Raw genomic sequence first — 25926 nt, forward strand, 5'->3', positions numbered from 1 at the left:
CTTCTCATGAACGCTGAGGCGCAGGGCGGTCGCAGTGCACAACTCAAGCACACCGGTCTGCGCCCCGGCTGGACGACCGGCGCCTGCGCGACGGCGGCGACGACGGCCGCGTACACGGCGCTGCTGACCGGCGACTTCCCGGACCCGGTGTCCATCACGCTGCCGAAGGGCCAGACACCGGCGTTCGCGCTGGCGGTGGAGGAGCTGACGGCACAGGGGGCGTGCGCCGGGGTGGTGAAGGACGCGGGCGACGACCCGGACGTGACGCACGGGGCGCTCGTGCGGTCGACCGTACGGAAGCTGCCGCCCGGCTCCGGCGTGGTGTTCCGGGCCGGCCCGGGCGTGGGTACGGTGACGCTCCCCGGTCTGCCGCTGGACGTCGGGGAGCCCGCGGTGAACCCGGTGCCGCGCCGGCTGATGCGGGAGCACGTGGAGCGGGTGGCGGCGGAGCACGGTGCGGCGGGCGACGTGGAGATCACGGTGTCGGTCGACCACGGCGAGGAGATCGCCCGCTCGACGTGGAACGGCCGCCTGGGCATCCTGGGCGGGCTGTCGATCCTCGGCACGACGGGCGTGGTCGTCCCCTACTCCTGCTCGGCCTGGATCGACTCGATCCGCCGGGGCGTGGACGTGGCGCGGGCGGCGGGCCTGACGCATGTGGCGGGCTGCACGGGTTCGACGTCGGAGAAGACGATGGTCGCGGAGTACGGCCTGCCGGACATAGCCCTCCTGGACATGGGCGACTTCGCGGGCGCGGTCCTCAAATACGTACGCCGCCACCCGGTCGACCGCCTCACGATCTGCGGCGGTTTCGCCAAGCTCTCCAAGCTCGCGGCGGGCCATCTGGACCTCCACTCGGCCCGCTCCCAGGTGAACAAGCCGTTCCTGGCCGACCTGGCCCGGACGGGCGGCGCGACCGAGGCCCTGGCCTCCCGGATCGCCACCGCCAACACGGGCCTGGAGGCCCTGCGCCTGTGCGAGGCGGCGGGCGTCCCCCTGGGCGACCTGGTCGCGGCCCGCGCCCGGGACGAGGCCCTGTCCGTGCTGCGGGGCGCGCCGGTCGCGGTGGACGTGCTGTGCATCGACCGGGCGGGAGCGGTGGTGGGGCGGGGTTAGAGCGTGTCCGCCCTGAGGGCTTGAGTCTCCCGCAGGGGGAGACCCAAGGATGGGGGCATGGAAGGCGACACGCTTCACTCGATCGGCGAGCTCGCTCGGCGGACCGGTCTCACGGTCAAGACCATCCGGTTCTACTCCGATCGCGGCATCGTGACGCCGACGGACCGCAGCCCGGCCGGCTACCGCCTGTACAGCACCGACGCCGTCGCACGCCTGGGCCTCGTACGCACGCTGCGCGAACTGGGCCTGGACCTCCCCACGATCCGCAGGGTCGTGGACCGGGAGCTCTCACTCCCCGAGGTCGCCGCGGCGCACGCCGAGGCGCTGGCCGTGCAGATCCGCGTCCTGCGCCTGCGGCGCGCGGTGCTGACCGCGGTGGCCGAGCGCGGGTCCACACCGGAGGAGACGGAACTCATGCACCGGCTGGCCCAGCTCTCCGAGGACGAGCGCCGACGTCTGATCGGCGATTTCCTCGACGCCGTCTTCGGCGGCCTCGACGCGGCTCCCGCGTTCGCGGCCGCCATGCGCTCGATGACCCCCGAACTGCCCGACAACCCCGAGGCCGAGCAGGTCCGGGCGTGGGTGGAGCTGGCCGAGCTGTCCCAGGATCCGGATTTCCGCGCGGGCGTGCGGCGGCTGGCCGAGGACCACGCGGCCGAGCAGGCCGGGAGCGGCACGGTGGGCCCGCGCCGCGACCTCGCCGCGATCGTCCATGACCAGGTCGCCCCGGCCCTGGCCGCCGGTATCGACCCGGTCGCACCCCACGCCGAACCGATCGTCGCGGTGCTCACAGCGCACTACGCGCACCTGCTCGGCCGCCCCGACGACACCGGGCTCCGCCACCAACTGGCGACGCGGCTCGAGAACATGAACGACCCCCGCAGAGAGCGCTACGGCCGGTTGCTCGCGGTGGTGAACGGCTGGCCGGCCCCTGAGAGCCTGGCCCCGGAGTTCGACTGGTCCGTCCGGGCCCTGCGAGCCCGGGCGGAGTGACGACGGTGCGGCACTGAAGCTCATCCCGAGGTCGGCCCTGCCGACGACCCTGCCGGGCGAGGAACCACCCGCGCTCCCGGCTCCGGTGGCGTACATCGTAACGGTGCGCGACCTGGCCCCGGCCCGGGACCTGCTCCACCGCAACGACGTCCCGGTACGGGAAACACCGTCCGGCGACCTCTTCGTACCGGCGAGGGCGCCACTGGGCACGGCGGTCGTCTTCCGCGCGGGGTAAGACGCCCCGCTCAACCACCGCTGAGGGGCAAGCCCCAGCCGGAATCGTGCAGGGCCCGCCGCTCCAGATGGCCGAGCAGATGACCGGCCGCGCGCCCGACGGTGCCCTCGGGTGCCCCGACCGCGACCAGAGCGGCAACGATCCGCTCCCGGACCACCTCACCCGACCACTCTCCACTCAGGAGAGGCAGAAGCAACAGGAAGCGACCGGAGACGTCCCCGACACCGTCGGCCGGAGGCTCGGGGCAGTCGGCGACCCGAATCAGCTCACGCCAAGAAAGCCCCGAGACCGGGCCCGAGCTCAAGCCCGCGCCCGTGCCCGGAGCGCCGGGGAGGTAGTCGACCCCGAACTCGTCGACCAGATTGCGGTAGACGACGACAACACCGAGAACAGGGTGCCCGTCCGGTACCAAGACGCGGAACACCGGCCACTGTTCGGGATCGAAGAGCACCTCGGCGAGGGCGTCGGCATCGGCCCCGTCCCCACCGAACCACTCGGGAACGGCCCGCTCGACACACGTCCCGTCACCGCACATGGCCAACAGATGGCTGGCCCAGAAGCCACGCCGCCCCACGAGCGACTCCCCCGCCACGACCGGCCCGTGGCCGTACCCCTCGATCAGCACCCGTGGATTCTGTCAGCGGCCACTAACACGGCCGGCTCCGAAACCAGCGGTTCATGCATCACGCGAGCCTTCGACCGTCATGGGTACGCACGCGGGGCGCACCGTCCAGCAGGGCATCGGTGACCCGAACCGCATAGACCTCGGCCATGCGGCTGGTCACCTCGTCCGGGGTCAGCCATTCAACTGCCGATGCCTCGTCCGTCAGTTGCTCGTGACCGCCTTCGATGCGACAGCGGAAGACCAGGGCGACGATGCCTCGGGAGGTGTTCTTGTAGACGCCGGTCAGCCGGTCCACCTGGACCTTGACGCCGGTCTCCTCGTAGACCTCGCGCCGGACGCCGTCCTCGGGGGCTCGGCGAGTTCGACGCGCTCACCCGGAAGCCGGGGGCGTTCAAGCTGGTCGAGAAGGGGCTCGTCGCGACACACGGGGCGGGCATCGCACTGGAGCTGGCGCTGATCATCACCCGACTCAACGCCCATGAGCTGGACGCCATGCGCGCCCTCGCCAAGCGGTATGGGGCAGGCCGCCAGGAGTACGGCACGATCTCCCCCACCTACACCGGCACCCCCGAACCGCTGGCCGCGCAGGCCCCCGGCTTCCTGGACAAGACCAGCGTCTTCAAGGGCTGCCCCGCCGGCCGCGCCTTCTTCCACGTCGACCCGCACGGCCTGGCGACCATGTGCAAAGTCGGCCGCGAGCACCCCATCGACCTCATGACCGAGGTCCTGGACGGACTCCTCCGTCTGCCCGGCATCGCCGATGCCCAGATGCTTCGCACCGGCGGCTGCGGCGACTGTCAGCTCTCCGGCACCTGCCGGGTCTGCCGACCGCTCGCCAAGGCCTACCAGGAGGCGAAGGCACCACTGAACACCTACTGCCAACACGGAAGCGAGGAAGCGTCATGACCGCTGTCATGGTGGAGATCGGCCCCCGGCCGCAGGCCCAGGAAGAGCCCGAGGGAGTGATCCTCCTGGAGGACCTGGAGGTGCTGACCGAAGGCGCCACCCCCGGCTGCAACGACGACAACCCCTACCGATAGACACCCGGCCTCACAGAACGGCGGGGGTTCCCGAACATTCTTCCGTCCGGAAGCCCCCGCACCACTGCCCACCCACACCCGCACCCGCCTCCGTGGAGGAGTGAAGCCCATGGCAACCACCCGCATCGGCCTCGACCGACTGCCGCCCGCCTCCCGCGCCGCCGTCGAGAAGCACACCGGCCCCCTCCTCACAGTCAAGGAGACAACCGAGGGCTTCAACAGCGAGATCGCCGCCCACGTCACCTCCGCCACGGGCACCTGGCACATCAAGGGACTACGTACCAACCACCCCCGAGCCTGGACCCAACGCCGCGAAGCCACCGTCGCCCCCTTCCTCACCGACCTGGCCCCCACCCTCGACTGGCACGTCGAAACAGCAGGCTGGGACCTCCTCGGCTTCGAAGCCCTCGACGGCCACCACGCCGACTACACCCCCAACTCCCCCGACCTGCCCGAAGTCGCCGCCCTCCTGCGCCGCCTCGGCGAAACCCCCTGCCCCGGCATCGAACTCCGCCACGCCGAACAACGCCTGGCGCACTACGCCACCCACCCCGCCGACCTCCACCACTTCTCCGGGCCCCATCTCCTCCACACCGACCTGAACAACACCAACATCCTCATCAACGACCAAGCCCCCCAGGGAAATCGCGCCCGCCTGGTCGACTGGGCCTGGGCAACCCGCGGCGCGGCCTGGCTCGACGCCGGCTACTGGACCATCTGGCTCATCGCCGCCGGACACACCCCCGCATCCGCCGAACACTGGGCCGCCGAAATCCCCTCCTGGCACACCGCCCACACCGAAGGCATCACCGCCTTCGCCACCGCCAACTCCAACCTCTGGTCCGAGATCAGCACCGCCGACCCCGCCCCGTGGACCCTGCGCCTCGCAACAGCTGCTGAGTGCTGGCACACACACCGGATGAGCCTTTAGTCGCGCCTCTTCCCGTCCAGGACGCGAACGGCCCCCGACCGAAACTCCTGGCCGAGGCCGTACGCCTGGCGGTGGGTGCGGGATGTGAACCCACGGTGACATCGCTGCCACGACGGTCCTCAAAACCTTTTGGCAGTCCGGCGGCCTCTGCTCTCCGTCCCGGTCAGAGGCTTGTGGACGCCGAGCTCCGACCGTCCTCCTCGGCGTCGTGCCCGCTACGTGCCCCAGCGTTCGACCGGCTCTCTCGTCGCACTCGGCGCACCTCTCTGAGAGCCAAGGCCCCAGTTACGGCTCCCCCCAGGATGGGAAGCACTGGCATCAGCACGTGGACGCCCCATGAGACGAAGCTGCGATCCACCGGCGTGTAACCACCCCAGGGTGTCCGGACAGCCTTGACGATCTCTCCTTCGCGACCGTCGTACCTGATCTTGAGCGTGTGCGCCTCGTTACCCACCTGCGGTCCGCTGCACACGGAGTAACTGCCGCCGCGTCCTCCGCCCTTGCTGTGGCACTCCACGATGCGGACCTGAACCACGTCCCCCACCAAATCCAGCCGCGCGAGCCCGCTCATCAGAGCCCAGGCTGTGGCTGCCGCGGCCATCAGTGTGAGCGTGCAGTAGCCGGCAATGGCGCGTTTACTCCCCCTGGTCATGGCCCCAGCATCCCTTGCGTGCAACCAAGTCGGTAGTCGCAGCTGGCCGTCCACAAGACGAATGCCCCCAAACCGATTTCGGCCTGAGGGCAATCCGGGCGCAGGGGGGTTGACGCCAGATCATGTACGAGCAGGCACCGCAGCGGAGCCGTCGTCATCGTCTTCGGGGCCACTGAGCCAGGAGTCCGCCGCTTCGGCGACCTGTTCGTCACGGCCGACAACCGGCCGGGCGTAGTGCCGGGTCGTAACGCTCGCGTTCGAGTGCCTGAGGCGGTGAGCAGCGGTCATCACGCCGTGCCGGTCCGCGACCCACGTCCCGTGCGAGGCGCGGAGATCGTGCGGCGTGACGTCGGTGAGCCCGGCCGTCGCCACAGCGGGGTTGAAGTAGGCCTCGCGCCACTGGTTGTAGCCCCGCGGCTTGCCACCAGGCGTGACGAAGAGGAGAGCGTCCTCCCTGCCGGGCAGCGTCTCCAGGCGTGAGGGTGCGTCCTGGCATTCTGTGCGGATGAGCGAGACCATTGAGCGATGGGACATCCCGAAGGACCGTTGGGTCTTTGGTCTGGAGGAGATTCCTGCGTCCGAGAGAGGCGAGGACGGAGCAGTCCAACATGTTGCCCCCGCCTTTGGTACCACCGTCATCAGCGCGCCCGAAGGCACTCCCAAGGCGCTGTGCTGGGCGGCGGAGGAGATCGTCTCCCAGTGCGGACCGGACTGGGCAGTGTCGTCGGCCCTCCTGCAGTGGCTGAGGATCGAGGCCGGCGATGAACTTCGGCTGGGGGTGGAGAGCTGTGAGCTGGAGCGCGTCTCCCACGATCGGATCTGCCTGAAGGCCCATTACAACCAGTGGGACGAGCTGGTGGTGCCCATCGCAGACGTTCGCCGCATGCTGATCGACATGATGGACTTCCTCACCGGGGAAGCCCGTCACCCCCTGCCGAGCTGGCGAATCCGGCGCCTCGGGGAACGGAGCTGGACGCAGAAGCGCATCGTCGAGTAGCTGAGATTCGGCCGCCAGCCCCGTACAGGCCGTTAGCGCCCTTGGTGGCTACGCAGTCGCTCTTCTGCCAAGGCGTGCTGGAAGGCGGGGCCGGATAAGGACCTACGTCGCCGAGTCCCGGGAGCGCGTGAGAGTCGTCCGGTCGTCGGCGCGTGAGCGGCCCAGTGGATCCCCGTTCCGCCATGACATGAAGGCCCTTCGCCGACAGGGCGACTGGGAGAGCCGGACCGACGCGAAGGTGCCGGGGGAACAGCGGTGCCCGGCGGGCAACGGACAAGGCAGAGGCCCCCGACCATACGTACGGGTCAGGGGCCTCTCGCCTGCGGTGGGTGTGGGATTTGAACCCACGGTGACATCGCTGCCACGACGGTTTTCAAGACCGTTCCCTTAGGCCGCTCGGGCAACCCACCCTCCGCCCCGCTTCACCTGCTGCGGAGCGGGCTACAGCCTACCGGCTCGGCGCCTCGTGCTGGGCAGTCCGGCCACAGGTTGGTCGGGGTCGGTGGAGTCGACCGTGGACGTGGCCCCGACGAGTCCGTCAGGTCGTGTTCCGGGGGCTGCTCGCCGGGCGTGAGGGCAAAGGCGGGCGAAAGGCTTTCCGTTGGTCACGTACGGCGACCGGGGGCTTCATTTCCCCTTGGTGGGCAGAGCCGTCCCACCCTGAGGTTCTCTTGAGCTAACTCCCTTCCCGTGGCGGACCATTCGGACCTCGTGCGTGATCTGCGCCACTCAGCGATTGCTCTTCTCGACCGCAGCGCGGTAGGAACGGCGCAAGAAGATCACCCAGAGCATCCAGAGCCTTCTCTGAAAACATCGCTCAGCGTGACGGGTCTTGGCTCCCTGACCAGGAGCCCTTTCGGCCCACTAAGAAACGGGGACACTTGAACCGCATCGTCATACGTACCGCATTGCCTCTCATCACCGCCGGCGCCGTCCTGCTCGCCGGAGCCGGCATCACGGCCGCCGCTCCGGCCGACGAGCCGGTTCCGGCTGACGGGGTGACGATCGTTCTGAACGACGGACGTGTTGTCGGCGTCGACGACACCGTCACCTTCAGCTTCGAAGGGGAGAAGCCCAAGGCGGGCAAGGGCGAGTTCAGCGCGATGGCCTGCCCGGAGGTGAACGACCCGCCGAAGTACACCGTCAAGGGGTCGCCCCACTTCATGCCCGACAAGAAGAAGCCGCAGTCGACCTGGCTGCTGCCCCGTCAGACCGTGTCGTGGGCCGTGTCCGGCAGCCACACCTTCACCTGGGAGATAGGCGCCGGCGCCGAGGCGGAGGCAGGCGCGATCCTGGCCAAGGCCAAGGTCAGCGTCGACACCTCGATCAGCAACTCGTGGACGTGGAACGGGACGCAGACCGTCACCGACACGAACACCACCTCGAAGGGGTACCGCGCGGTGCTCGGTCAGGTCGGCTGGAAGCTCACGGGCGTGAAGACCTGGATCGCCGCGCCCTGCAACGTAAAGAAGAAGACCATCACCGTCGTGGCCCCGCGGAAGGGTGACATGTCGATCGGTCGGCAGAACTCATGACGGGCGCCAGGGGTACGGGCGGCCGGGCGGCTGTCCGGCGCGTCGCCGTCGTCCTGTCCGTGGCGGCGCTGCTCGGTGCGGGGGCGTGCGGCTCGGGCGACCAGTCCGGATCGCCCTCGGAGAGTCCGAGCGTTACGGGGGCGGCCTCGGCCACTCCGGACCCGTCCGGCGCCGAAGCGGCGAAGGCCGTGCTGGACAAGGGCATCGTGAACATGGAGTCCCTCGGCGAGGGGGACGGTGAGCTGCGGAAGCAGTTCGGCAACACCCTGGCCTCCGTGCCCGAGGACGTGCTGAGCGTGTCGTTCGCGTTCACCTGCACGGGTGGCGCCGAGGTGGCACTGGCCTTCCGCCTCGGGGGCAAGGAGGTGGCGTCGGCCGCAGGCACCCACGTGTGCGACGGCTCCACCATCTTCCAGCGGAGTATCGAGACGGCCGGGGCAGATCATCCTCTTGGCTTCTCTGCCGTCGCCACCGGTGTGGGCAGTGGCGGTTACGCCTATGCCTTCTACTCCGAGAAGAAGCAGCTTCCGTAGGCAGCCTTGTCAACCAGTCGACGGAGCCCCCGCAGCTCTGTGCGGGGGCTCCGTCGAGGCCGGAACCGGAGCAGCCCAGTCCGTCAGCTGTCGCCCTCGCGCTGGCCCAGCGTGACGTCCGCCGTGGCCTCCTTGCCGTCGCGTTCGTACGTCAAGGTCACCTTCTCGCCCGGCTTGCGGGTCCAGATCTCGCCGATCAGGGTCGGGCCGCTGTCGATCACGGTGTTGTTGAACTTCGTGATCACGTCGCCCGCCTTCAGGCCCGCCTTGGCCGCCGGGCCGTTCGGGGTGACGGCGGGGGTGCCGCCCGCGCCCTCGGCGGAGATCGCCGCGCCGCCCGTCTTCTCCTCCATCGTCACCGTCGCACCGATCACCGGGTAGACCGGCTTCCCGGTCTTGATCAGCTGCTCGGCGACGTTCTTGGCCTGGTTGATCGGGATCGCGAAGCCGAGGCCGATCGAGCCGGCCTGGGACTGGCCGAGGCCGCCGCCGGTCGACTGGATCGCCGAGTTGATGCCGATGACCGCACCCGTCGCGTCCAGCAGCGGGCCGCCGGAGTTGCCCGGGTTGATCGAGGCGTCGGTCTGGAGCGCGCTCATGTACGAGTTCTTGTTGCTCGACCCGTCCCCGGACGCCACCGGGCGGTTCTTCGCGCTGATGATGCCCGTGGTCACCGTGTTCGACAGGCCGAAGGGCGCGCCGATCGCGATCGTCGAGTCGCCCACCGCGACGCTCTCCGAGTTGCCCAGGGGGAGAGGGGCCAAGCCCTGCGGCGGGTTCTTCAGCTTCAGGACCGCCACGTCGTAGCCCTGCGCCCGGCCGACCACCTCGGCGGCGTACTTCTTGCCGTCGGAGAAGGTCGCCGACAGTTCGCCGGACTCCGCGGCGGAGGCCACCACGTGGTTGTTGGTGAGGATGTGGCCTTCCTTGTCGTACACGAAGCCCGTGCCCGTGCCGCCCTCGCCGTCGCCGCCCTGTGCGTCGATCGTGACCACGCTGGGGAGCGCCTTCGCCGCGACCCCGGCCACCGTGCCCGCCGGGCGCTTCAGGTCCCTCGGGGTGTCCGACGCCGAGACCGTGGTCGAGCTGCCGGAGGTGCCGTTGTCGTTGCGGTCGGCCGCCCAGTAGCCGAGGGCTCCGCCGATGCCGCCCGCGACGAGCGCCGCCACGGCAACGGCCGCCACCAGGCCGCCGGCCCGGCCCCTGCCGTTCTTGCCGCCCGCGGGGTCGGTGCCGGGCGGGACCGGAGCGCCCCAGACCGGGCCGTGGCCGCCGCCGTTGCCGATACCGCCGGACGCGTGACCGGACCCGTGACCGGATGCGTGGCCGGACGCGTGACCGGCGTCCCCGCCGGCGTACGACGGGACGGCCGGCGGAGGAGGCGGCCAGGAAGCGGCGCTCGCGGGGAGGTCGGGCTCCGATCCGTATCCGGGGGCCGTGCCGTGGCCGCCGGGGGCCGTTCCGTAGTCGGGACCCGTTCCGTACGGGGAGGGCTGCGGCGGCTGCGACGGCTGAGGCGGCTGGTTCGAGGCCGGGTGGGCGGCGCCCTGGCCGTACGCGGGCGCGCCCGAGGATCCCTGGTGCGCCGGAGCGCCCTGATGCGTCGGGTTGTGGCGCGGTGCCTCCACGTGCGCCGGAGTTTCCGCGTGCGCCGGAGCGGCAGCCGTGGCCCCCGCGCCGGACTCGTCGGACGCGCCGGACACGCCCTCAGCCCCCGAAGCGGCAGCAGCGCCCGAAGCGCCCTCCGTCACGTCGCCGGTAACCGGTCCAGTGGCCGGTTCAGGAGTGTCGGCCGGCACGGGAGGTGCGGACGGAACGGCCGGCACGGCCGGTACCGCGCGGTCCTCGTTGCCCTCGTTCTCGGTGCTCACAGCTCTTTTGCTCCTCGGTTCCACTCGGCATCCAGTCGGCATTCGGCAAGAAAATCCGCTGTGCACGTGTCTGCGGTCAGCTTTTCCCACAACACGTCGGGCCACTGTAAGCAGGACCTGTGCATCCGCACACCAATCTTTACATCCGACAAAACAGACCTCCAGGGTGACATGTGCTCAGCCATCCCCGCGGCGGTGACACCATGGCGCGGGTGACCCACGCACGGCAGCGCAGCGCGCACACCTCCATCCAGGTCATCGCCCATCGCGGGGCCTCCGACGACGCCCCCGAGCACACCCTCGCCGCCTACCGCAAGGCGATCGAGGACGGTGCCGACGCCTTGGAATGCGATGTCCGGCTCACCGCCGACGGCCATCTCGTCTGCGTCCACGACCGGCGGGTGAACCGCACGTCCAACGGGCGCGGTGCCGTGTCCGCCCTGGAGCTCGCCGACCTCGCCGCCCTCGACTTCGGCTCCTGGAAGGACCGCGAGGAGTCGCCCGACTGGGATCCGGTGCCGGGCGAGCTCACCTCCGTACTCACCCTGGAACGGCTCCTGGAGCTCTTCACCGAGGTACGGGCCACCGGACGGAATCTCCAGCTGGCCATCGAGACGAAGCACCCCACCCGCTGGGCCGGGCAGGTCGAGGAGCGGCTCCTCCAGCTGCTGAAGCGCTTCGGGCTGGCCGATCCGCCCGTCGATGAGCCCTCGCCCCTCCGCATCATGAGCTTCTCCGCCCGCTCCCTCCACCGCGTCCAGGCAGCCGCGCCCACCCTGCCCACGGTCTATCTGATGCAGTTCGTCTCGCCCCGGATGCGCGACGGGCGGCTGCCCGCCGGGGCCCGGATCGCGGGGCCCGGCATGCGGATCGTGCGCAGCCACCCCGGATACATCGAGCGGCTGCACCGCGCCGGGCACCGGGTGCACGTGTGGACCGTGAACGAACCGGCCGACGTCGAGCTGTGCGCCGAACTCGGCGTCGAGGCGATCATCACCAACCGCCCGAAGCAGGTTCTGTCCCAACTCGGCCGCATTTAGTACGGATAAGACCCCGCCAGGCCTCCGACCTCGGCCGTTACGGGGTGTGCTCCGGCGCATTCGCTGCGCGTCCGATCGTTACGAGTGCGTCACCGGCAGCGCATCGGCCGGTTTCCGGTCCAGCCCAGTGGGGCATCCAACCCGTGGCGTGGGGCAAAGGAGGTCTCGGGGGTGGCGTTGGTGATGGCACAAGAGGTGCCCGCGTCGTCGAGCATGGCCGTTCCTCATGGTCCTGCCGGCGTGGGGCAGGCACGACACCGGATGCGTGAGCAGTTGCGCGGCAACGGGGTGTCGGACGCGGTCGTCGACGACGCTGTTCTGATCCTTTCCGAACTTCTCAGCAACGCCTGCCGGCACGGCAGGCCGCTCGGACGGCACACCGACGTCGGCGACGGGGACATCCGCGCCGCCTGGCGGGTGGACACCGGCGGCGGGCTCACGGTGGAGGTCACGGACGGCGGCGGACCGACCCGCCCGGTTCCGGCCACCCCTTCGGTGACGGCACGCGGCGGCCGCGGCCTCAACATCATCAGCGCCCTGGCCCAGGACTGGGGCGTACGGGACGACGCGCCCGGCGAGGTCACCGTCTGGGCCCTGGTCTCCTCGACGAAGCCGCCCGGCATCGGAGGCAACGGCTCCGCCGCGAACGGCGGGAACGGCGGGAACGGCCGCGGTACGAACGGTGTCTCCGCGAACGGGGTCGGCGGGCTCACCGGATTCGAGGGCCTGGACTTCTCCGACGTCCTCGACGACGTGGGCTGAGAGCGGGAGCGAAGAGGCTTCGCCCGTACGTCGGCGGGGCCGGGCCGAAGGGCGGCGCCGAAAGGCCTCCTCAACGGGCTTCTCGCGCACGTGGGCAAGGCAGGGCTCCCCGGGCCGCTAGGCTCGCGCCGAGTCCGCACTGTCGCAATCGGGAGAATGCCCACCATGGCCAAGAAGCGCCCTCAGTCCAAGGCCGGGAAGCAGCAGCTCAAGGACGGTGAGATCCCGGTCGTCGGGGCCCGTGAGCCCTGCCCGTGCGGATCGGGCCGCCGTTACAAGGCGTGTCACGGGCGCGCCGCCGCCCAGGCCGTGACCGAGCTCGTGCATCGCCCCTTCGAGGGACTGGCGGGCGAGTGCGACTGGGTCGCGCTGCGCGAGCTGGTGCCCGCCGCCACGGTCGAGCTGACCCTCAAGGACGGGCTGCCCGAAGGGGTTCCGTCGGTGAAGCTCGCGACGGTCCTGCCGATGGCCTGGCCGGCGCTGCGCCGCGACGACGGTTCCGTCCTGCTCGCCCTTCAGAACGACACCTCCTCCGGCGACCTCAGCCGCGACCTCGCGGACACCCTCCAGCGCGCCCTGGAGGCCGAGCCCGGCTCCCCGGTCGCCGCCCGCCGCGTACCGGCCGACGGTCCGCGCCTCCAGGACCTCCTCGCCCCGGACGCCACCTTCGAGCCGGAGGTGCACTCCGGGTTCGAGTTCTGGGTGCCGGACGCGGAGAACGCCACCTCCGAGGTGTCCGCGTCGCTGGAGCGCGCGAACGCCGCCGCGATCCCGACGACGCTGTTGTCCGGCGTCGACGCCGCGTACTGGTGCGAGACCCCGGAGAAGAACCACCTGCGCTGGGTCATGCCGCACCCCGAGGAACAGCTCCTCGACGCGCTCGCCCGGCTGCACGCCGCGGGCACCTCCTCGCTCGGCGACGACACCCGGCTCGTCGGGTCGTTCCGGGCGCACGGTCTCGTGGTGCCCGTCTGGGACCTGCCGAGCTCGATGGGGGCCGAGGCGTGCGAGAAGCCCGCCGTCGCGTTCGCCGAGCGACTGACCGCGGCGCTCGCGTCCGACGCCCCGCTCACCGCCGAGGAACGCCGCGCCCGGGGCGGTCTCACCAACCGTCAGGTCACCCTCAGCTGACGGTGACGACGAGGTGCCGCAGAGGGTGACCCGCGTCACAACTCACCGTACTCGTAAGTAAATACGCGTCCCTACAGGCGAGATCGAATTTGCGAACAGCAGATCTCTTGTTACGGTTCTAGAAGCTCGGTCGCTGGTGCATCCCCCGTCGCCAGCGACCGGGCGTCCTCGTTTCCGGCTGCGGCCCGCCCCGTGACACCCCCGGGCGCGGCCCTCAGCCCCCCCGGCGACCGGTGCCCGTTCCGATCCGGCGCGCAGCAGCAGCGGCGCCTCCTCCGCCGGCCCCGCGCCCGTGAACTCCGCGACCGCCGTGGCGGTTCCGGGAGCGCCCGACGAGGGAACGCCCGGCGTCTCGCAGCTGCCCGGCTCGTCGTGCGCGGCCGGTGCGCAGTGCAGCTCCACGGTCCGCCCGCCCGGCCCCAGCAGCGTGAGCACGGAGCGGAGTTCCTCGCCGGTCGTGTTCCGGAAGTAGACGCGCGCCCACACCGTGCCGCTCCGGGTCATGACACAGGTCTGGGCTTCGACCCCCTCCGGTGCGACCAGCTCGGGTCCGCACCGGGCCGCAGCACCCGACCGCCCCAACGCCGCCTCGCCCGAACGGTCAGACTCGGGCAGGGAACCGGCTTCCGCGCTCATTCCCGATGGCGATTTCGGCAATCCCGAAGAAAGGGCGGCGCCATCTTCTCCGGACAGCCGATCAGAAACCTTTGGCCTATGACTTTCTGTCGGTCCGACAGATGATTTCCCGGCGAACGGATCGGCCGATACGGCATCCGGAGCAACGGCGGGGTGCGCGGAAGCAACCAGGGGAACAAGACATCCGCACACCACGGCTGCCGTGAGACCGATCATGCGGAGATTCATGGTGGCCCCACCTGGCAACTGCGCGGAATTCCTGACGACGGCCGACGATATCGACGGAATGCGTGCCACCGGGGCGCCCGGCACCCGATTACCTCGGATCCTGCCCGGCTCACACCCGTTCGAGTGAGCCGGACGCCGGGCCTCCCCCCGCGAGAGGCGTCAGTACGCGAGCCGGCTGCCCCCGCCCGGCGCACCGGTGCTCGCCTCGACCAGAGCGTCCAGGACCGCTTCGACATCCGGAAGCCAGGGAGCCGCGGCGGAAGCGGACGTTCCGAGCGGCGCCCCGCGCCGCTCCCAGCGGACCTGGCCCGCGCCGGTCCGGGACGGCGGCAGGAGAAGATAGCCGCCCTCGCCGTGGAACCGGAGCGAGCTGGGCACCCAGTCCTTCGCGTACAGCAGTTCGCCGAGCCGTTCCAGGCTGTACGGGGCCACCAGCAGCGACCACCGGGTGGGCGTCGCCACGACGGGGCCGAGCCGCATGCCCAGCGCGTCGAGGGCGCTCAGCGCTCTGGCGCCGGCCACGGCGGGCAGGCTCACCGCGCAGGGCGCGCGGCCGCCGGTCGCCAGCAGCACAGGGGCGGCGGGGCGGTTGGTCCACCACCAGCGCACCATGCGCTCGTCCGTGGTGGCCGCCAGCAGGCCGGGGTCGAAGGGATGTGCGCCCGGTACGGCGCAGTCCGGTTCGGGGCAGGCGCAGCCGGGGCCGACGCTCTCGCCGTACGGGGACGCCTGCGCCGTCCCCACTCCGGGAAGCACGGGCCATTGCCAAACAGTGGCGCAGGTCAGGGCCGCGTCGAGCCGGGCGGTCGCCTCCTTGCGCCGGAGCCGGAGCCTGCGTCGCCTTCCGAGGATCTCGCGCATGAGCGCTCGTTCCTTTCCGTTGAACGCCGAGTCCACATGACACCACGCGTGCGTGACACCACGTGCGTATCTCTTCGCTGTGCGTACATGCTCGTCAGTTCCGCGGTACGGGCGTGCCGTCGATCACCGAGCGTGAGCCGAGCCGAGCGTGAGCCGAGTGGAATCGAATCGATCCGAGGAGAACCGATCCGGGATGGAACAGAGATCTGGGTCGAACCGAGCGGTCGAGCCGGGCCGGCGTGCGCCGGGCGAGGGTGGCCTGCGCCTCGCCTGCCGTCCCTGGTGCGAACCCCGCCGTCCGGGGCGGGGGCGTCACGTTCACGGGGTAGGACGCCGGAACCCGCTGCCGGGTTCCTGGGCGATCACAACTGCACCCGCGCATCACCGTTTACGTACCCAGCATGCCCGGGATGACGCTCCTCCGGCGACCTGACCCCGGAGGTACCCCCTGTCGAGCAGCCCCAGTCGATCGCAAATAGCGTCCATAGGGTGCATTTTTTGGCCAAGTTAACCGACACTGGGATAGCACGAATCGTCCGAGGCCCGAAGGGACAATGCTGGACATCGGGTTACTTGTGCGTGTACATGTGGATGCACTGATAGTGGCGCAGAATCACATGGGGGTTTGCGATGCTATTCGACGAATCGCACCGGTCGGAAAGCTGGCTGCCATGAGCGCCCCACACCTGCCGAAAGTGGCTGGAATCGATCCAGAGGTTCCGGTTTCAACGCACACTCGCTCGCCTCTGACGGAGGTCCCGGGACCGCCCGGAGCCTTCATCCAGGACCGCCTGGCGGGCTGGGTCTCGGACCTCACGACCCTGCACGAACTCACCGAGCGGCTGGCCGCGACGAGCGCCCTCGACACCGCCCTCGACGAGCTGCTGCACGCCGGAGCTGCCCTCGTCGGAGCCCGCCGCGGACTTCTCGTTCTGGAACCGGCGAACGGCGAAGGCCCCTCCGCCACGCTCGGCCTCGGGCTCACCCACTCCGAGCTCGGGCACCTCGAGACCGTGCCGCGCGCCGCCACGGCGCTCGGCCGCGTCCTCGACGGGCTGCCGGACACGGCCGACGGGATCGCCAGCCCCGACCTGCTCGGCGAGCCGGACCTCGACCCCCGGCACCGCGACGTCGCCACCCGGCTCGGCTACGCCGCGAGCTACGCCCTCCCCCTCGCCTCCGAGGCGTCCGGCCGGCTCGGCGCGGCGCTCTGGCTCTACGACGAACCGGCCGAGCCCGCGCAGAAGCAGCGCCATCTCGCCGGCCTCTACGCGCGCTACGCCACCGAGCACCTGGCCCGCCTGATCGAGCTGGAGCGCGCCCGGGCGGACGTCGCCGCCGTCGCCGAGGAACTGCTGCCCAGCCGGCTCCCCCGGATCCCCGGCGTCCAGCTCGCCGCCCGGCACCGCACCGGACCCCGCGGCGGCGGCGACTGGTACGACGCGCTGCCGCTGCCCGACCGCACGCTCGGCCTCTCCGTCGGCTCCGTGGGCGGGTCCGGGCCGAGCGCGATGGCCGCGATGGGCCGGCTCCGCGCCGGCCTGCGGGCGTACGCGGTGATGGAGGGCGAGGACCCCGTCGCCGTACTCTCCGACCTGGAACTGCTGCTGCGGCTCACCGAGCCCGCGCGCACCGCGACCGCCCTGTTCGCCTACTGCGAGCCCGCCGCCCGCAAGGTCGTGCTGGCCGGGGCCGGGCACACCCCGCCGCTGGTCCTCGGCGAGCGGCGCTGCGAGTACGTCGAGACGACGCTCTCCGCCCCGCTCGGGATGCTCGCCTGCTGGGAGGCGCCGAGCGTGGAGTTCAGCCCCGCGCCCGGCGAAACGGTGCTTCTCTACACGGACGGGCTGCTGCGCCGCACCGGGGACGCGATGGACCGCGCCTTCGCCCGGCTGCACTCCGCCGCCGCCTCCGTACCGAAGGCCGGCCGGCACGATCCGGCGGCCGTGGCCGACCACGTCCTGCGCACGATGCTCCCCGACGGCCTCGACCGGAGCGACTCCACCGAGGACGTCGTGATCCTCGCCGCCCACTTCGACTGACCACCGGCCGACGTCCGGCGGCTCTCCCCGGTAACAGGTCCTTCGGCCCTGGGCCCCCTTCCGTACGCCCGTACGATGGGTGATGGTCCAGTGTCGTATCAAGGAGAGACAAATCGTGTCTGAGGAGCTCATTCCGGAGACCCCGGAGCAGGAGACCGAAGAGAACGACGCCGCGGAGGCGATCAAGCAGCGGAAGAACGGCCTCTACCCGGCCGTCTCCGACGAGCTCGCCGAGAACATGAAGTCGGGCTGGGCCGACACCGAGCTGCACGACCTCCGGCCGATCCCCCAGGCCGAGCACACGGCGAACCGCCGCGCCGCGCTCTCCGCCCGCTTCCCCGGCGAGCGCCTGGTCATTCCCGCGGGCAACCTGAAGACCCGCTCCAACGACACCGAGTACGCCTTCCGCGCCTCCACCGAGTACGCGTACCTCACCGGTGACCAGACCCAGGACGGCGTCCTCGTCCTGGAGCCGACGGGCGACACCGGCCACGAGGCCACGATCTACCTGCTGCCGCGCTCCAACCGGGAGAACGGCGAGTTCTGGCTCGACGGCCAGGGCGAGCTGTGGGTCGGCCGCCGCAACTCCCTCACCGAGGCCGAGCAGCTGCTGGGCATCCCCGCGAAGGACGTCCGCGAGCTGCCCGCCGCGCTGGCCGAGGCCACCGGCCCCGTCCGCAACGTCCGCGGGCACGACGCCTCCATCGAGGCCGCCCTCACCGACAAGGTCACCGCGGAGCGCGACGAGGAGCTGCGCGTCCACCTCTCCGAGGCCCGCCTGGTGAAGGACGCCTTCGAGATCGCCGAGCTGCAAAAGGCGTGCGACGCCACCGCGCGCGGCTTCGAGGACGTCGTGAAGAGCCTCGACAAGGCCGAGGCGACCAGCGAGCGCTTCATCGAGGGCACGTTCTTCCTGCGCGCCCGCATCGAGGGCAACGACATCGGCTACGGCTCGATCTGCGCCGCCGGCCCGCACGCCACCACCCTGCACTGGGTCCGCAACGACGGCGCGGTCCGCGCGGGCGAGCTGCTGCTCCTGGACGCCGGGGTCGAGACCAACGACCTCTACACCGCCGACGTGACGCGCACGCTGCCGATCAACGGCACGTTCTCGCCGCTCCAGCGCAAGATCTACGACGCGGTGTACGCGGCCCAGGAGGCGGGCATCGCCGCCGTGAAGCCCGGCGCCGCCTACCGCGACTTCCACGACGCCGCGCAGCGCGTGCTCGCCGAGAAGCTCGTCGAGTGGGGTCTGCTCGGCGACCTGTCCGTGGACAAGGTCCTGGAGCTGGGCCTCCAGCGCCGCTGGACCCTGCACGGCACCGGCCACATGCTCGGCATGGACGTCCACGACTGCGCCGCCGCGCGCACCGAGACGTACGTCGACGGCACCCTGGAGCCGGGCGTCTGCCTGACGGTCGAGCCCGGTCTGTACTTCCAGGCCGACGACCTGACCGTGCCCGAGGAGTACCGGGGCATCGGCGTCCGGATCGAGGACGACATCCTCGTCACCGAGGACGGCAACCGGAACCTCTCCGACAAGCTGCCCCGCCAGGCGGACGAGGTCGAGGCCTGGATGGCACAGCTGAAGGGCTGACCCCGGCCGCGTATCCGCACGTGCCACAGCGCCGAGGGCGCGCCGCTCACTACACCGTGAGCAGCGCGCCCTCGCGCCATTTCAGGACCTTGTCGAAGCTCACCACCGCGCCGCGGCCCGGCCGGTTGCCGAACTGGACGTGGTCGGAGAGCTGCTGGATCAGGTCGAGGCCCCGGCCGCTCTCGGCCTCGGCCCCGGCCCGGGGGGAATGCGCGGCTGGGCGAAGCGCGCGCCGGGCGGGAAATCCCGGCCCCGAGTCGCTGACCTCGATACGGCATTTCTCGCCGTCCAGATAGGCCGTGACCCGGTACTGCCCGGAGTCCGCGGAAGGGCGTCCGGTCCCGGAGTCCCCGGGCTCCCCGAGCGCCGTCCGGTCGCCGCCGTGCTCGACGGCGTTCGCACAGGCTTCGCTGAGCGCGACCGACAGGTCGAAGGAGATGTCCGGATCCACCCCCGCGGTTTCCATGGTGCCGAGCAGAAAACGACGGGCGAGCGGAACGCTCGCAGCTTCGCGCCGCAAATGGAGAGACCACCAGATGCTCATCTTTCAGCCTCCTGGCTGCGGCTCGACGTATCGATACGTATTGCCGCCCTGGGCACTTCGTAAGCACGGATCGGGTGGGAGAGCCCTCGTTCGGCGGATGCGGATATTCGGCCGCCCGGTGTATGGACCGGCCCGGTCGCAGGTCACCGGGGTCCCGTCCCGGTGACCTGGAGTGCGCGCCCCCGGTCCGTACATCCCCCGCGAACAGGCGCAACAAGCACGGTTGGGGACGGAGGCTGATCTTCCGGACCTGCCGTACGGGGCACGGGGGCGCAGTGCGATGATGTCCCGGCCATGTCCACGCCTCGCGCACGCGCCGGAGCCGGTCTGCGGCTCATGAGGGCCGCGGTGTTCACCGCGGTCTGCGTCGTGCTGTCCGCGGCCGGACACACGCTCGCCGCCGGTACGGCGGTTCCCGCGTGGACGCTGCTCGCCGGATTCCTCGGCGTCCTCGCCGTCGCCGCCCTCCTCGCCGGACGGGAACGTTCCCTTCCGGGCATCGTGGGCGCGCTGGCCGGCGGGCAGATCCTTCTGCACGTGCTCTTCGCGAACGGCAGCCACGGCGGCGCCCGGGCCGGTGCCGGGACCACGGGCGGCGACAACCTGCTCATCCGGTTCGCCTCCGGGCTCGTGTGCGGCGAGGGGCCGGGCCGGCTGAACGCGGCCGAGGCCCACCGCATCGTCTCCTCCGCGGGCATCGACCCGTCGACGCTCCCGGGGGGCCACGTCCATCCCGGGGCGGGCGGCGCGTCCGGAGCGGCCCAGGCCGCGGCTTCGGCGGGACCGGACGGCGCCTCGGGCATCGCCCAGGTCTGCGCCGCGGTCACCGCGATGCTGCCGAGCCTGCCGATGTTCCTGGCGCACGTCCTCGTCGCGCTCGCCACCGGCTGGCTGCTGCGCCGCGGCGAGATCGCCCTCTTCGCGCTGGCCCGGCTCTCCGCCCACAGCGCCCAGGCGCTGGCGGCCGGGGCCCGGCTCCGGTCCCTGCGCGCCGCGCTCGCCCTCGTCCGCGCGCTGCGGGCCGGGGAGCGGGAGCGGCTGGTGGCCGGACCGCGCGCCCCCCGGCACTCCGACGACGTACCCGTGCCGACGGCCGGGGATCCTCTTCAGCACCTGGTGATCAGGCGCGGGCCTCCGGCCCCGTACGCCCTCGCAGCCTGACGCGACGCCTCCACCGGGCCCCGCGGGCCGCTCGCGCACGTCCCTGTGCGCGCGACCGTCCGCATGGAACCGCACCCCGAGGTGTCGTGATGCCGCCGCGCACCCGCGCGCCGGACCACCGCGTTCCGTTTCCCTGTGGAGATTCCTGCCATGAAGCTTTCCCGTATCGCCCTCGCCGGCGGCGTCGCCGCGTCCACCGTTCTGCTGATCGCCGGCCCGGCCGCCGCACATGTCAGCGTCCAGCCGGTGGGCGAGGCCGCCAAGGGCGGATACGCCACGCTCAACTTCAAGGTCCCCAACGAGCGCGACCAGGCCTCGACGGTGAAGCTCGAAGTCAACTTCCCGGCCGACCACCCGCTCTCCTCCGTCACCCCGCAGGCCGTCCCCGGCTGGAAGATCAAGATCGACAAGAGCAAGCTCGACAAGCCTCTCGAGGTGCACGGCCGGAAGATCACCGAGGCCGTCTCCAAGGTGACCTGGACCGCGGACGACAGCGAGATCGCCCCCGGCTACTTCCAGCAGTTCCCGGTCTCCGTCGGCGCGCTCCCCGAGGACGCCGACCAGCTCGTCTTCAAGGCGATCCAGACGTACGACAACAAGGAAGTCGTCCGCTGGATCGAGGAGCCCACCGAGGGCGGCGACGAGCCCGACAGCCCCGCCCCGGTCCTGAAGCTGTCCGCCGCGGCCGACGGCCACCACGGCGGCGCGGCCGACGACGCGAAGAAGACCGACAGTGCCGAGGAGGCCGACGACCACAAGGCCGACGGCACCGACGCGTCGGCCAAGGAGAGCAGCACCGCCGCGTCCTCCTCCTCCAGCGACACCACCGCCCGCACCCTGGGCATCATCGGCATCGTCATCGGTGTCGCAGGTGTCGCGTTCGGCGTGCTCGCCGGACGCCGCCGCTCGGCCTGACCGGCCGGTTCCCACACCCGCACCACGTTCAGGACATCTCTTTCATGCGCAACAACAAAGCAGTGACGGCCGTGGCGTTCGCCGCCGCGGCCGCACTGGCCCTCTCCGCCTGCGGCACCGGTGACGACAAGGCGGGCTCCTCGGCCGTCGCCGACATCAGCGCCGCGCCGAAGGACAAGGCCGCGACCGTTCTCGACCAGCCGTTCACCAAGCCGAACCTCGTCCTCACCGACACCCACGGCAAGGAGTACGACCTGCGCGAGGCGACCAAGGGCAAGCCGACGCTCATCTACTTCGGCTACACCAACTGCCCCGACGTCTGCCCGCTGACCATGAGCAACATCTCCCTCGCCAAGCGGGAGCTGCCCAAGGCCGACCAGGAGAAGCTCCAGGTCGTCTTCGTCACCACCGACCCCGAGCGCGACACCCCCGCCTCGCTCGGCAAGTGGCTCGCCGCCCAGGACCCCACCTTCACCGGCCTCACCGGCGACTTCCCGACCATCCAGGCCGGGGCCCGGCAGATCGGCATCGGGATCGACGCGCCGAAGAAGGAGAAGGACGGGACCGTCGTCTCGATGCACGGCGCCCAGGTCATCGCCTTCTCCCCGAAGACCGACGAGGGCTATGTGCTCTACGGCGAGAACACCTCCGCCGAGGAGTACGCGAAGGACCTCCCCAAGCTGATCAAGGGGGAGACCCCGTGAACCGCCGCCGTACGGCTCTCGCCGGCGTCCTCGCCCTCACTACGGGGCTGACGCTGGCCGGGTGCTCGTCGGACAGCGGGCCGGGCGGCGCGCCGGAGCTCAAGGTCGTCGGCGCGTTCATGCCGCAGCCGGTCAGCGACATGGCCGCCGGATTCCTCGTCGTACGGAACAGCGGCGGCGTCGCGGACCGGCTCACCTCGGTGACCAGCCCGCTCTCCGACGACGTCACGATCCACGAGACGAAGAACCAGAAGATGCGCGAGGTCTCCTCGTTCGAGGTGCCCGCGAACGGCGAGCTCGATCTCGAACGCGGTGGCAACCACATCATGTTCATGAAGCTCAAGCAGAAGCCCCAGCAGGGCGAGAAGGTCTCCGTCGAGCTGCACTTCGAGAAGGCCGACCCCATCACGGTCGACCTGCCGGTGAAGGAAACCACCCACAACCCGAAGAAGCAGTGAGGGACTGAATCCAGATGTCTGCCACCGCCCCTGCCGCCGGGCCCTCCCCGATACGACGGCCGCTCGCCGCCGCCGCGCTCCTCGCCGCGCTGCTCAGCCTGGTGGTCGGGCTGCTGCTGGCCGGCGCGGGCCCGGCGTCCGCGCACGCCGCCCTCACCGGGAGCGACCCGGCGGACGGGGCGGTGGTGGACACCGCGCCCAAGGAGGTCACCCTCAGCTTCTCCGAGGCGATCGCCGTGGGCGACGACTCCATCCGGGTCCTCGACCCGAGCGGCAAACGCGCCGACACCGGGGCCGAGCCGAAGAACCTGACCGAGGGCTCCACCGTCCGCTACGGCGTATCCCTCCACTCCGGACTGCCGGACGGCACCTACACGGTGGCCTGGCAGGCGATCTCCGCCGACAGCCACCCGATCTCCGGCGCGTTCACGTTCTCCATCGGCGCCCCCTCGGAAACCACGGTGGCGCTGCCCTCCCGGGAGGCGGGCGGCGGCCCGGTCGGCGTCGCCTACGACATCGCGCGCTACGCGGCGTACGGCGGATTCGTCCTGCTCGTCGGCGGCAGCGCGTTCGTCCTGGTCTGCTGGCGGGGCGGCGCGACCGCCCTGCCGATGCAGCGGCTCGTGGTCCGCGGCTGGCTCACCCTGACGGCGGCGACCCTGGCCATGCTGCTCCTGCGCCACCCGTACACCGGCAGCGGGAAGTTCGCCGACGCCTTCGACCTCGCCGGACTCCAGTCCGTCCTGGACACCAAGCCCGGCGCCGCCCTCGTCTCCCGGCTGCTGCTGCTCGGGGCCGCCGCCCTGTTCATCGCCGTGCTGTTCGGTACGTACGCGCGGCGCGAGGACGAACGCGAGAAGAAGGACCTCACCTTCGGGCTGGCCGTCGGGGGCGGGGTCGTCGCGACCGGTATCGCCGCCACCTGGGCGATGTCCGAGCACGCCTCCACCGGCATCCAGGCGAACATCGCCATGCCGGTGGACGTCCTGCACCTGCTGGCCGTCGCCGCCTGGCTCGGCGGGCTCGCCTCGCTCCTGGTCGCCCTGTACCGGACGCCGGACATCGGGAGCGCGGCGGTACGGCGGTTCTCCACGGTCGCGTTCAGCAGTGTCGTGGTGCTGGCGGCGACCGGGATCTACCAGTCCTGGCGGCAGGTCGGCTCCTGGTCGGCGCTGACCGGTACGCGCTACGGGCAGCTGCTGATCCTGAAGGTGGCGCTGATCGCCGTCCTGCTCGCGGTCGGCTGGTACTCCCGGCGCTGGACGGGACGGCTGACGGACCCGGCGGCCGCTTCGGAAGAGGCTGCCGAGGACGAGGCTCCCGAGGAAGCGGCCGGGGAGGCCGACGACGTAACGGAAGACGCCGACCCCGAACGTGCCGCGCAACTGGCCCGGCAGCGGGCCCTCCTGACCGCGACCAGGAAGAAGCGGATACGGGACGCCGACCCGGAGCGCTCCGGGCTGCGCCGCTCGGTCCTGGCCGAGGCCGCCGTCGCCGTCGTCCTGCTGGCCGTCACCACCATGCTGACGTCCACCGAGCCGGGCCGTACGGAGGAGGAGGCCGCGAACGGCACCCCGGCGGCGAGCGCTCCCGCCGCGGGCGGCCCGGTCAACCTGAAGATGCCGTTCGACACCGGTGGCCAGAACGGCAAGGGCACCGTCCGCATCGACATCGAACCCGGGCGGACCGGCTCCAACGATCTGCACGTGTGGATCGACGGCAGCGACGGCAAGCCCATGGACGTCCCCGAGCTGAAGCTCGCCCTCACCCTGGAGGCGAAGGACATCGGCCCGCTGCCGGTCATCCCGGACCGGCTGGCCGAGGGGCACTGGTCGGCGAGTGCTGTACAGATTCCGATGGCCGGGGACTGGAAGATCGACGTGACGGTACGGACGTCGGACATCGACCAGGTCACCATCGACAAGAACGCGAAGATCGGCTGAGCACGTGAGCAAGACCAGGAAGCAGGGACCGGCCGGGGCGGCCACGGCCGTCGCCCCGGGCGGCGGCGGGGGGGCCGCCGAGGACCGTGCCGCCCCCGCCGGCGTCTCGCGGCGGCGGCTGCTGGGTGCGGCGGGCGCCGCCGGTGCCACCGGGCTGGTGCTGGGCGTCGGAGGCGGGGCCGCCGGGTATGCCGCCACCCGCCCCGAGGAGCCGGCCGCACTGACGACAGTGGGGGCGACCGAGGCAATGTTTCACGGGAAACATCAACCGGGGATCACCACTCCGCTTCAGGCCCGGGGCCATCTCACCGCCTTCGACCTGGTGGCGGGCGCGGGACGCAAGGAAGCGGCGGCGCTGCTGCGGCGCTGGTCCGCGGTGGCGAAGGAGCTGATGGCGGGCCGCCCGGCGGCCGGTGCGGCCGACGGCCCCGGGCACGACACCGGGATCGCCCTGGACGCGGGCCCGTCGTCCCTGACCGTCACCTTCGGCTTCGGCCGTACGTTCTTCGCCCGCACGGGCCTGACCGACCGCCTGCCCGCCGCGCTCGACCCGCTGCCCGCGTTCTCCGCCGACGCCCTCGACGCCAAGCGGTCCAACGGCGATCTGTGGGTGCAGATCGGCGCGGACGACGCGCTGGTCGCCTTCCACGCGCTGCGGGCGCTCCAGAAGGAGGCCGCCGGAACGGCACGGGTGCGGTGGCAGATGAACGGCTTCAACCGCACCCCGGGCGCGACCGCCCGGCCGATGACCGCCCGCAATCTGATGGGCCAGATCGACGGGACCGGCAACCCGAAACCGTCCGACGAGGACTTCGACCGGCGCGTCTTCGTGCCCGCGTCCCCGGGGAAGCCGCAGGAGTGGATGGAGGGCGGTTCGTACGCCGTCGTCCGCCGGATCCGGATGCTCCTGGACGACTGGGAGAAGCTTCCGGTGGAGCGCCAGGAGCGGGTCATCGGACGGCGGAAGGCGGACGGGGCGCCGCTGAGCGGGGGGACCGAGACCACGGAGATGGACCTCGACAAGGCGGGCCCGGACGGCAGGCTCGTGATCCCCGACAACGCGCACGCCCGGATCTCCTCGCCCGAGAAGAACGGCGGGGCCGCCATGCTGCGCCGCCCGTTCTCGTACCACGACGGCATCGCGGAGGACGGCACTCCGGACGCCGGGCTGCTGTTCATCTGCTGGCAGGCGGACCCGTTCCGGGGCTTCGTGCCGGTGCAGCGCAAGCTCGACCGGGGCGACGCGCTGTCGCCGTTCCTGCGGCACGAGGCGAGCGGGGTGTTCGCGGTCCCGGGCGGGGCGGCGGAGGACGAGTACGTGGGACAGCGGCTTCTGGAGTCGTAGGCGCGCGTACGGTCCAGGGGCGCTCGACCGC

General features: G+C 71.3%; 26 protein-coding genes, 1 tRNA gene and 2 pseudogenes. 21 read left to right on the top strand and 8 right to left on the bottom strand.

The window, feature by feature from the left end:
• The first annotated feature begins 6 nt into the window (after positions 1–6).
• The 3 genes from A3Q37_RS11375 (at position 7) to A3Q37_RS37205 (ending at position 2344) form a co-directional block, all read left to right on the top strand.
• Positions 7–1116, top strand: coding sequence for a cobalt-precorrin-5B (C(1))-methyltransferase (locus A3Q37_RS11375; protein WP_065481878.1), 1110 nt, complete (start codon positions 7–9; stop codon positions 1114–1116).
• 57 nt (positions 1117–1173) lie between these two features.
• A complete protein-coding gene (locus A3Q37_RS11380) occupies positions 1174–2109 on the top strand; it encodes a MerR family transcriptional regulator (protein WP_065481883.1) in 936 nt (311 codons plus the stop codon).
• A gap of 85 nt (positions 2110–2194) precedes the next feature.
• The gene (locus A3Q37_RS37205) at positions 2195–2344 is read left to right on the top strand and encodes a hypothetical protein (protein WP_176711397.1); all 150 of its coding nucleotides are present in this window, start codon (positions 2195–2197) and stop codon (positions 2342–2344) included.
• Between the two features lie 10 nt (positions 2345–2354).
• On the opposite strand, the gene A3Q37_RS11385 is transcribed toward A3Q37_RS37205, so the two are convergent.
• Together A3Q37_RS11385 and A3Q37_RS11390 are read right to left on the bottom strand one after the other, a co-directional pair.
• The gene (locus A3Q37_RS11385) at positions 2355–2969 is read right to left on the bottom strand and encodes a hypothetical protein (RefSeq protein ID WP_065481887.1); all 615 of its coding nucleotides are present in this window, start codon (positions 2967–2969) and stop codon (positions 2355–2357) included.
• Between the two features lie 58 nt (positions 2970–3027).
• Positions 3028–3395, bottom strand: a pseudogene (locus A3Q37_RS11390) (NUDIX domain-containing protein).
• A 66-nt stretch (positions 3396–3461) separates the two neighbouring features.
• Here A3Q37_RS11390 and A3Q37_RS11395 point away from each other — a divergent pair.
• The 3 genes from A3Q37_RS11395 to A3Q37_RS11400 all read left to right on the top strand — a co-directional run bounded on the left by A3Q37_RS11395 (position 3462) and on the right by A3Q37_RS11400 (position 4940).
• Positions 3462–3875, top strand: a complete 414-nt coding sequence (locus tag A3Q37_RS11395) for a hypothetical protein (RefSeq protein WP_065481892.1) — start codon at positions 3462–3464, stop codon at positions 3873–3875.
• The gene (locus tag A3Q37_RS37210; protein WP_176711398.1) at positions 3872–4009 is read left to right on the top strand and encodes a hypothetical protein; all 138 of its coding nucleotides are present in this window, start codon (positions 3872–3874) and stop codon (positions 4007–4009) included. Before A3Q37_RS11395 ends, A3Q37_RS37210 begins: the two co-directional genes overlap by 4 nt.
• A gap of 109 nt (positions 4010–4118) precedes the next feature.
• Positions 4119–4940 (top strand): aminoglycoside phosphotransferase, encoded by an 822-nt coding sequence (locus A3Q37_RS11400; protein WP_065481896.1) that lies wholly within the window; start codon positions 4119–4121, stop codon positions 4938–4940.
• Positions 4941–5103: 163 nt separating this feature from the next.
• Here A3Q37_RS11400 and A3Q37_RS11405 read toward each other — a convergent pair whose 3' ends face one another.
• The gene (locus A3Q37_RS11405; RefSeq protein ID WP_065481903.1) at positions 5104–5592 is read right to left on the bottom strand and encodes a hypothetical protein; all 489 of its coding nucleotides are present in this window, start codon (positions 5590–5592) and stop codon (positions 5104–5106) included.
• A 120-nt stretch (positions 5593–5712) separates the two neighbouring features.
• The gene (locus A3Q37_RS11410) at positions 5713–6162 is read right to left on the bottom strand and encodes a tyrosine-type recombinase/integrase (RefSeq protein WP_369691448.1); all 450 of its coding nucleotides are present in this window, start codon (positions 6160–6162) and stop codon (positions 5713–5715) included.
• On the opposite strand from A3Q37_RS11410, the gene A3Q37_RS11415 reads away from it, so the two are divergent.
• A complete protein-coding gene (locus A3Q37_RS11415) occupies positions 6098–6589 on the top strand; it encodes a hypothetical protein (RefSeq protein ID WP_141693560.1) in 492 nt (163 codons plus the stop codon). The two genes, A3Q37_RS11410 and A3Q37_RS11415, sit on opposite strands and share 65 nt — an antisense overlap.
• Before the next feature lie 68 nt (positions 6590–6657).
• Positions 6658–6833: pseudogene (locus A3Q37_RS35570) on the top strand (GntR family transcriptional regulator); the annotation flags it as partial.
• A 79-nt stretch (positions 6834–6912) separates the two neighbouring features.
• Here A3Q37_RS35570 and A3Q37_RS11420 read toward each other — a convergent pair.
• A tRNA-Ser gene (locus A3Q37_RS11420) sits at positions 6913–6999 on the bottom strand.
• Between the two features lie 471 nt (positions 7000–7470).
• On the opposite strand from A3Q37_RS11420, the gene A3Q37_RS11425 reads away from it, so the two are divergent.
• Together A3Q37_RS11425 and A3Q37_RS11430 are read left to right on the top strand one after the other, a co-directional pair.
• Complete coding sequence (locus tag A3Q37_RS11425; protein WP_255311783.1) at positions 7471–8124, top strand: hypothetical protein; 654 nt, start codon at positions 7471–7473, stop codon at positions 8122–8124.
• Complete coding sequence (locus A3Q37_RS11430; RefSeq protein ID WP_065481918.1) at positions 8121–8657, top strand: hypothetical protein; 537 nt, start codon at positions 8121–8123, stop codon at positions 8655–8657. Before A3Q37_RS11425 ends, A3Q37_RS11430 begins: the two co-directional genes overlap by 4 nt.
• Positions 8658–8740: 83 nt before the next feature.
• Here A3Q37_RS11430 and A3Q37_RS11435 read toward each other — a convergent pair whose 3' ends face one another.
• Positions 8741–10528, bottom strand: a complete 1788-nt coding sequence (locus A3Q37_RS11435; protein WP_065481922.1) for a S1C family serine protease — start codon at positions 10526–10528, stop codon at positions 8741–8743.
• A 203-nt stretch (positions 10529–10731) separates the two neighbouring features.
• Between A3Q37_RS11435 and A3Q37_RS11440 the strand changes: the two genes are divergently transcribed.
• The 3 genes from A3Q37_RS11440 to A3Q37_RS11450 all read left to right on the top strand — a co-directional run bounded on the left by A3Q37_RS11440 (position 10732) and on the right by A3Q37_RS11450 (position 13461).
• Positions 10732–11568, top strand: a complete 837-nt coding sequence (locus A3Q37_RS11440) for a glycerophosphodiester phosphodiesterase (protein ID WP_176711399.1) — start codon at positions 10732–10734, stop codon at positions 11566–11568.
• Positions 11569–11652: 84 nt separating this feature from the next.
• Positions 11653–12330 (top strand): ATP-binding protein, encoded by a 678-nt coding sequence (locus A3Q37_RS11445; RefSeq protein WP_079137747.1) that lies wholly within the window; start codon positions 11653–11655, stop codon positions 12328–12330.
• A 165-nt stretch (positions 12331–12495) separates the two neighbouring features.
• A complete protein-coding gene (locus tag A3Q37_RS11450) occupies positions 12496–13461 on the top strand; it encodes a DUF5926 family protein (protein ID WP_065481926.1) in 966 nt (321 codons plus the stop codon).
• A 1023-nt stretch (positions 13462–14484) separates the two neighbouring features.
• Here the strand turns inward: A3Q37_RS11450 and A3Q37_RS11455 are convergent.
• Positions 14485–15186 carry a bifunctional DNA primase/polymerase gene (locus A3Q37_RS11455; protein WP_065481928.1) on the bottom strand — a complete coding sequence of 234 codons (702 nt, stop codon included), beginning with the start codon at positions 15184–15186 and terminating at the stop codon, positions 14485–14487.
• A gap of 554 nt (positions 15187–15740) precedes the next feature.
• Between A3Q37_RS11455 and A3Q37_RS11460 the strand changes: the two genes are divergently transcribed.
• Positions 15741–17228: a PP2C family protein-serine/threonine phosphatase gene (locus tag A3Q37_RS11460; RefSeq protein WP_176711400.1), complete on the top strand. Its 1488-nt coding sequence runs from the start codon at positions 15741–15743 to the stop codon at positions 17226–17228.
• Positions 17229–17343: 115 nt separating this feature from the next.
• Complete coding sequence (locus A3Q37_RS11465) at positions 17344–18825, top strand: aminopeptidase P family protein (RefSeq protein WP_065481932.1); 1482 nt, start codon at positions 17344–17346, stop codon at positions 18823–18825.
• A 49-nt stretch (positions 18826–18874) separates the two neighbouring features.
• Here A3Q37_RS11465 and A3Q37_RS11470 read toward each other — a convergent pair whose 3' ends face one another.
• Positions 18875–19369, bottom strand: a complete 495-nt coding sequence (locus tag A3Q37_RS11470; RefSeq protein ID WP_079137749.1) for an ATP-binding protein — start codon at positions 19367–19369, stop codon at positions 18875–18877.
• Positions 19370–19663: 294 nt separating this feature from the next.
• Between A3Q37_RS11470 and A3Q37_RS11475 the strand changes: the two genes are divergently transcribed.
• From A3Q37_RS11475 to efeB, 6 genes are all read left to right on the top strand, one after another.
• Positions 19664–20530 (top strand): hypothetical protein, encoded by an 867-nt coding sequence (locus tag A3Q37_RS11475; protein WP_065481938.1) that lies wholly within the window; start codon positions 19664–19666, stop codon positions 20528–20530.
• Positions 20531–20680: 150 nt separating this feature from the next.
• Complete coding sequence (locus A3Q37_RS11480; protein ID WP_065481941.1) at positions 20681–21445, top strand: YcnI family protein; 765 nt, start codon at positions 20681–20683, stop codon at positions 21443–21445.
• Between the two features lie 44 nt (positions 21446–21489).
• The gene (locus A3Q37_RS11485; protein ID WP_065481943.1) at positions 21490–22149 is read left to right on the top strand and encodes an SCO family protein; all 660 of its coding nucleotides are present in this window, start codon (positions 21490–21492) and stop codon (positions 22147–22149) included.
• Positions 22146–22607 carry a copper chaperone PCu(A)C gene (locus A3Q37_RS11490; RefSeq protein ID WP_065481946.1) on the top strand — a complete coding sequence of 154 codons (462 nt, stop codon included), beginning with the start codon at positions 22146–22148 and terminating at the stop codon, positions 22605–22607. Before A3Q37_RS11485 ends, A3Q37_RS11490 begins: the two co-directional genes overlap by 4 nt.
• Positions 22608–22621: 14 nt before the next feature.
• Positions 22622–24550, top strand: a complete 1929-nt coding sequence (locus A3Q37_RS11495) for a copper resistance CopC/CopD family protein (RefSeq protein ID WP_065481951.1) — start codon at positions 22622–22624, stop codon at positions 24548–24550.
• Positions 24551–24554: 4 nt separating this feature from the next.
• The gene (gene efeB, locus A3Q37_RS11500; protein ID WP_065481954.1) at positions 24555–25895 is read left to right on the top strand and encodes an iron uptake transporter deferrochelatase/peroxidase subunit; all 1341 of its coding nucleotides are present in this window, start codon (positions 24555–24557) and stop codon (positions 25893–25895) included.
• Positions 25896–25926 lie beyond the last annotated feature (31 nt).

Origin of the sequence: Streptomyces sp. PTY087I2 (assembly GCF_001687325.1) — a bacterium.
Classification (GTDB): Bacteria; Actinomycetota; Actinomycetes; order Streptomycetales; family Streptomycetaceae; genus Streptomyces.

Coding starts and splice junctions, on each gene's coding strand:
- A3Q37_RS11480 (WP_065481941.1), top strand. CDS start 20,681: ATGAAGCTTTCCCGTATCGCCCTCGCCGGCGGCGTCGCCGCGTCCACC.
- A3Q37_RS11400 (WP_065481896.1), top strand. CDS start 4,119: ATGGCAACCACCCGCATCGGCCTCGACCGACTGCCGCCCGCCTCCCGC.
- A3Q37_RS11405 (WP_065481903.1), bottom strand. CDS start 5,592: ATGACCAGGGGGAGTAAACGCGCCATTGCCGGCTACTGCACGCTCACA.
- A3Q37_RS11450 (WP_065481926.1), top strand. CDS start 12,496: ATGGCCAAGAAGCGCCCTCAGTCCAAGGCCGGGAAGCAGCAGCTCAAG.
- A3Q37_RS37210 (WP_176711398.1), top strand. CDS start 3,872: ATGACCGCTGTCATGGTGGAGATCGGCCCCCGGCCGCAGGCCCAGGAA.
- A3Q37_RS11475 (WP_065481938.1), top strand. CDS start 19,664: ATGTCCACGCCTCGCGCACGCGCCGGAGCCGGTCTGCGGCTCATGAGG.
- A3Q37_RS11380 (WP_065481883.1), top strand. CDS start 1,174: ATGGAAGGCGACACGCTTCACTCGATCGGCGAGCTCGCTCGGCGGACC.
- A3Q37_RS11430 (WP_065481918.1), top strand. CDS start 8,121: ATGACGGGCGCCAGGGGTACGGGCGGCCGGGCGGCTGTCCGGCGCGTC.
- A3Q37_RS11395 (WP_065481892.1), top strand. CDS start 3,462: ATGCGCGCCCTCGCCAAGCGGTATGGGGCAGGCCGCCAGGAGTACGGC.
- A3Q37_RS11485 (WP_065481943.1), top strand. CDS start 21,490: ATGCGCAACAACAAAGCAGTGACGGCCGTGGCGTTCGCCGCCGCGGCC.
- A3Q37_RS11440 (WP_176711399.1), top strand. CDS start 10,732: ATGGCGCGGGTGACCCACGCACGGCAGCGCAGCGCGCACACCTCCATC.
- A3Q37_RS11470 (WP_079137749.1), bottom strand. CDS start 19,369: ATGAGCATCTGGTGGTCTCTCCATTTGCGGCGCGAAGCTGCGAGCGTT.
- A3Q37_RS11375 (WP_065481878.1), top strand. CDS start 7: ATGAACGCTGAGGCGCAGGGCGGTCGCAGTGCACAACTCAAGCACACC.
- A3Q37_RS11495 (WP_065481951.1), top strand. CDS start 22,622: ATGTCTGCCACCGCCCCTGCCGCCGGGCCCTCCCCGATACGACGGCCG.
- A3Q37_RS11460 (WP_176711400.1), top strand. CDS start 15,741: ATGCTGGACATCGGGTTACTTGTGCGTGTACATGTGGATGCACTGATA.
- A3Q37_RS11455 (WP_065481928.1), bottom strand. CDS start 15,186: ATGCGCGAGATCCTCGGAAGGCGACGCAGGCTCCGGCTCCGGCGCAAG.
- A3Q37_RS11415 (WP_141693560.1), top strand. CDS start 6,098: ATGAGCGAGACCATTGAGCGATGGGACATCCCGAAGGACCGTTGGGTC.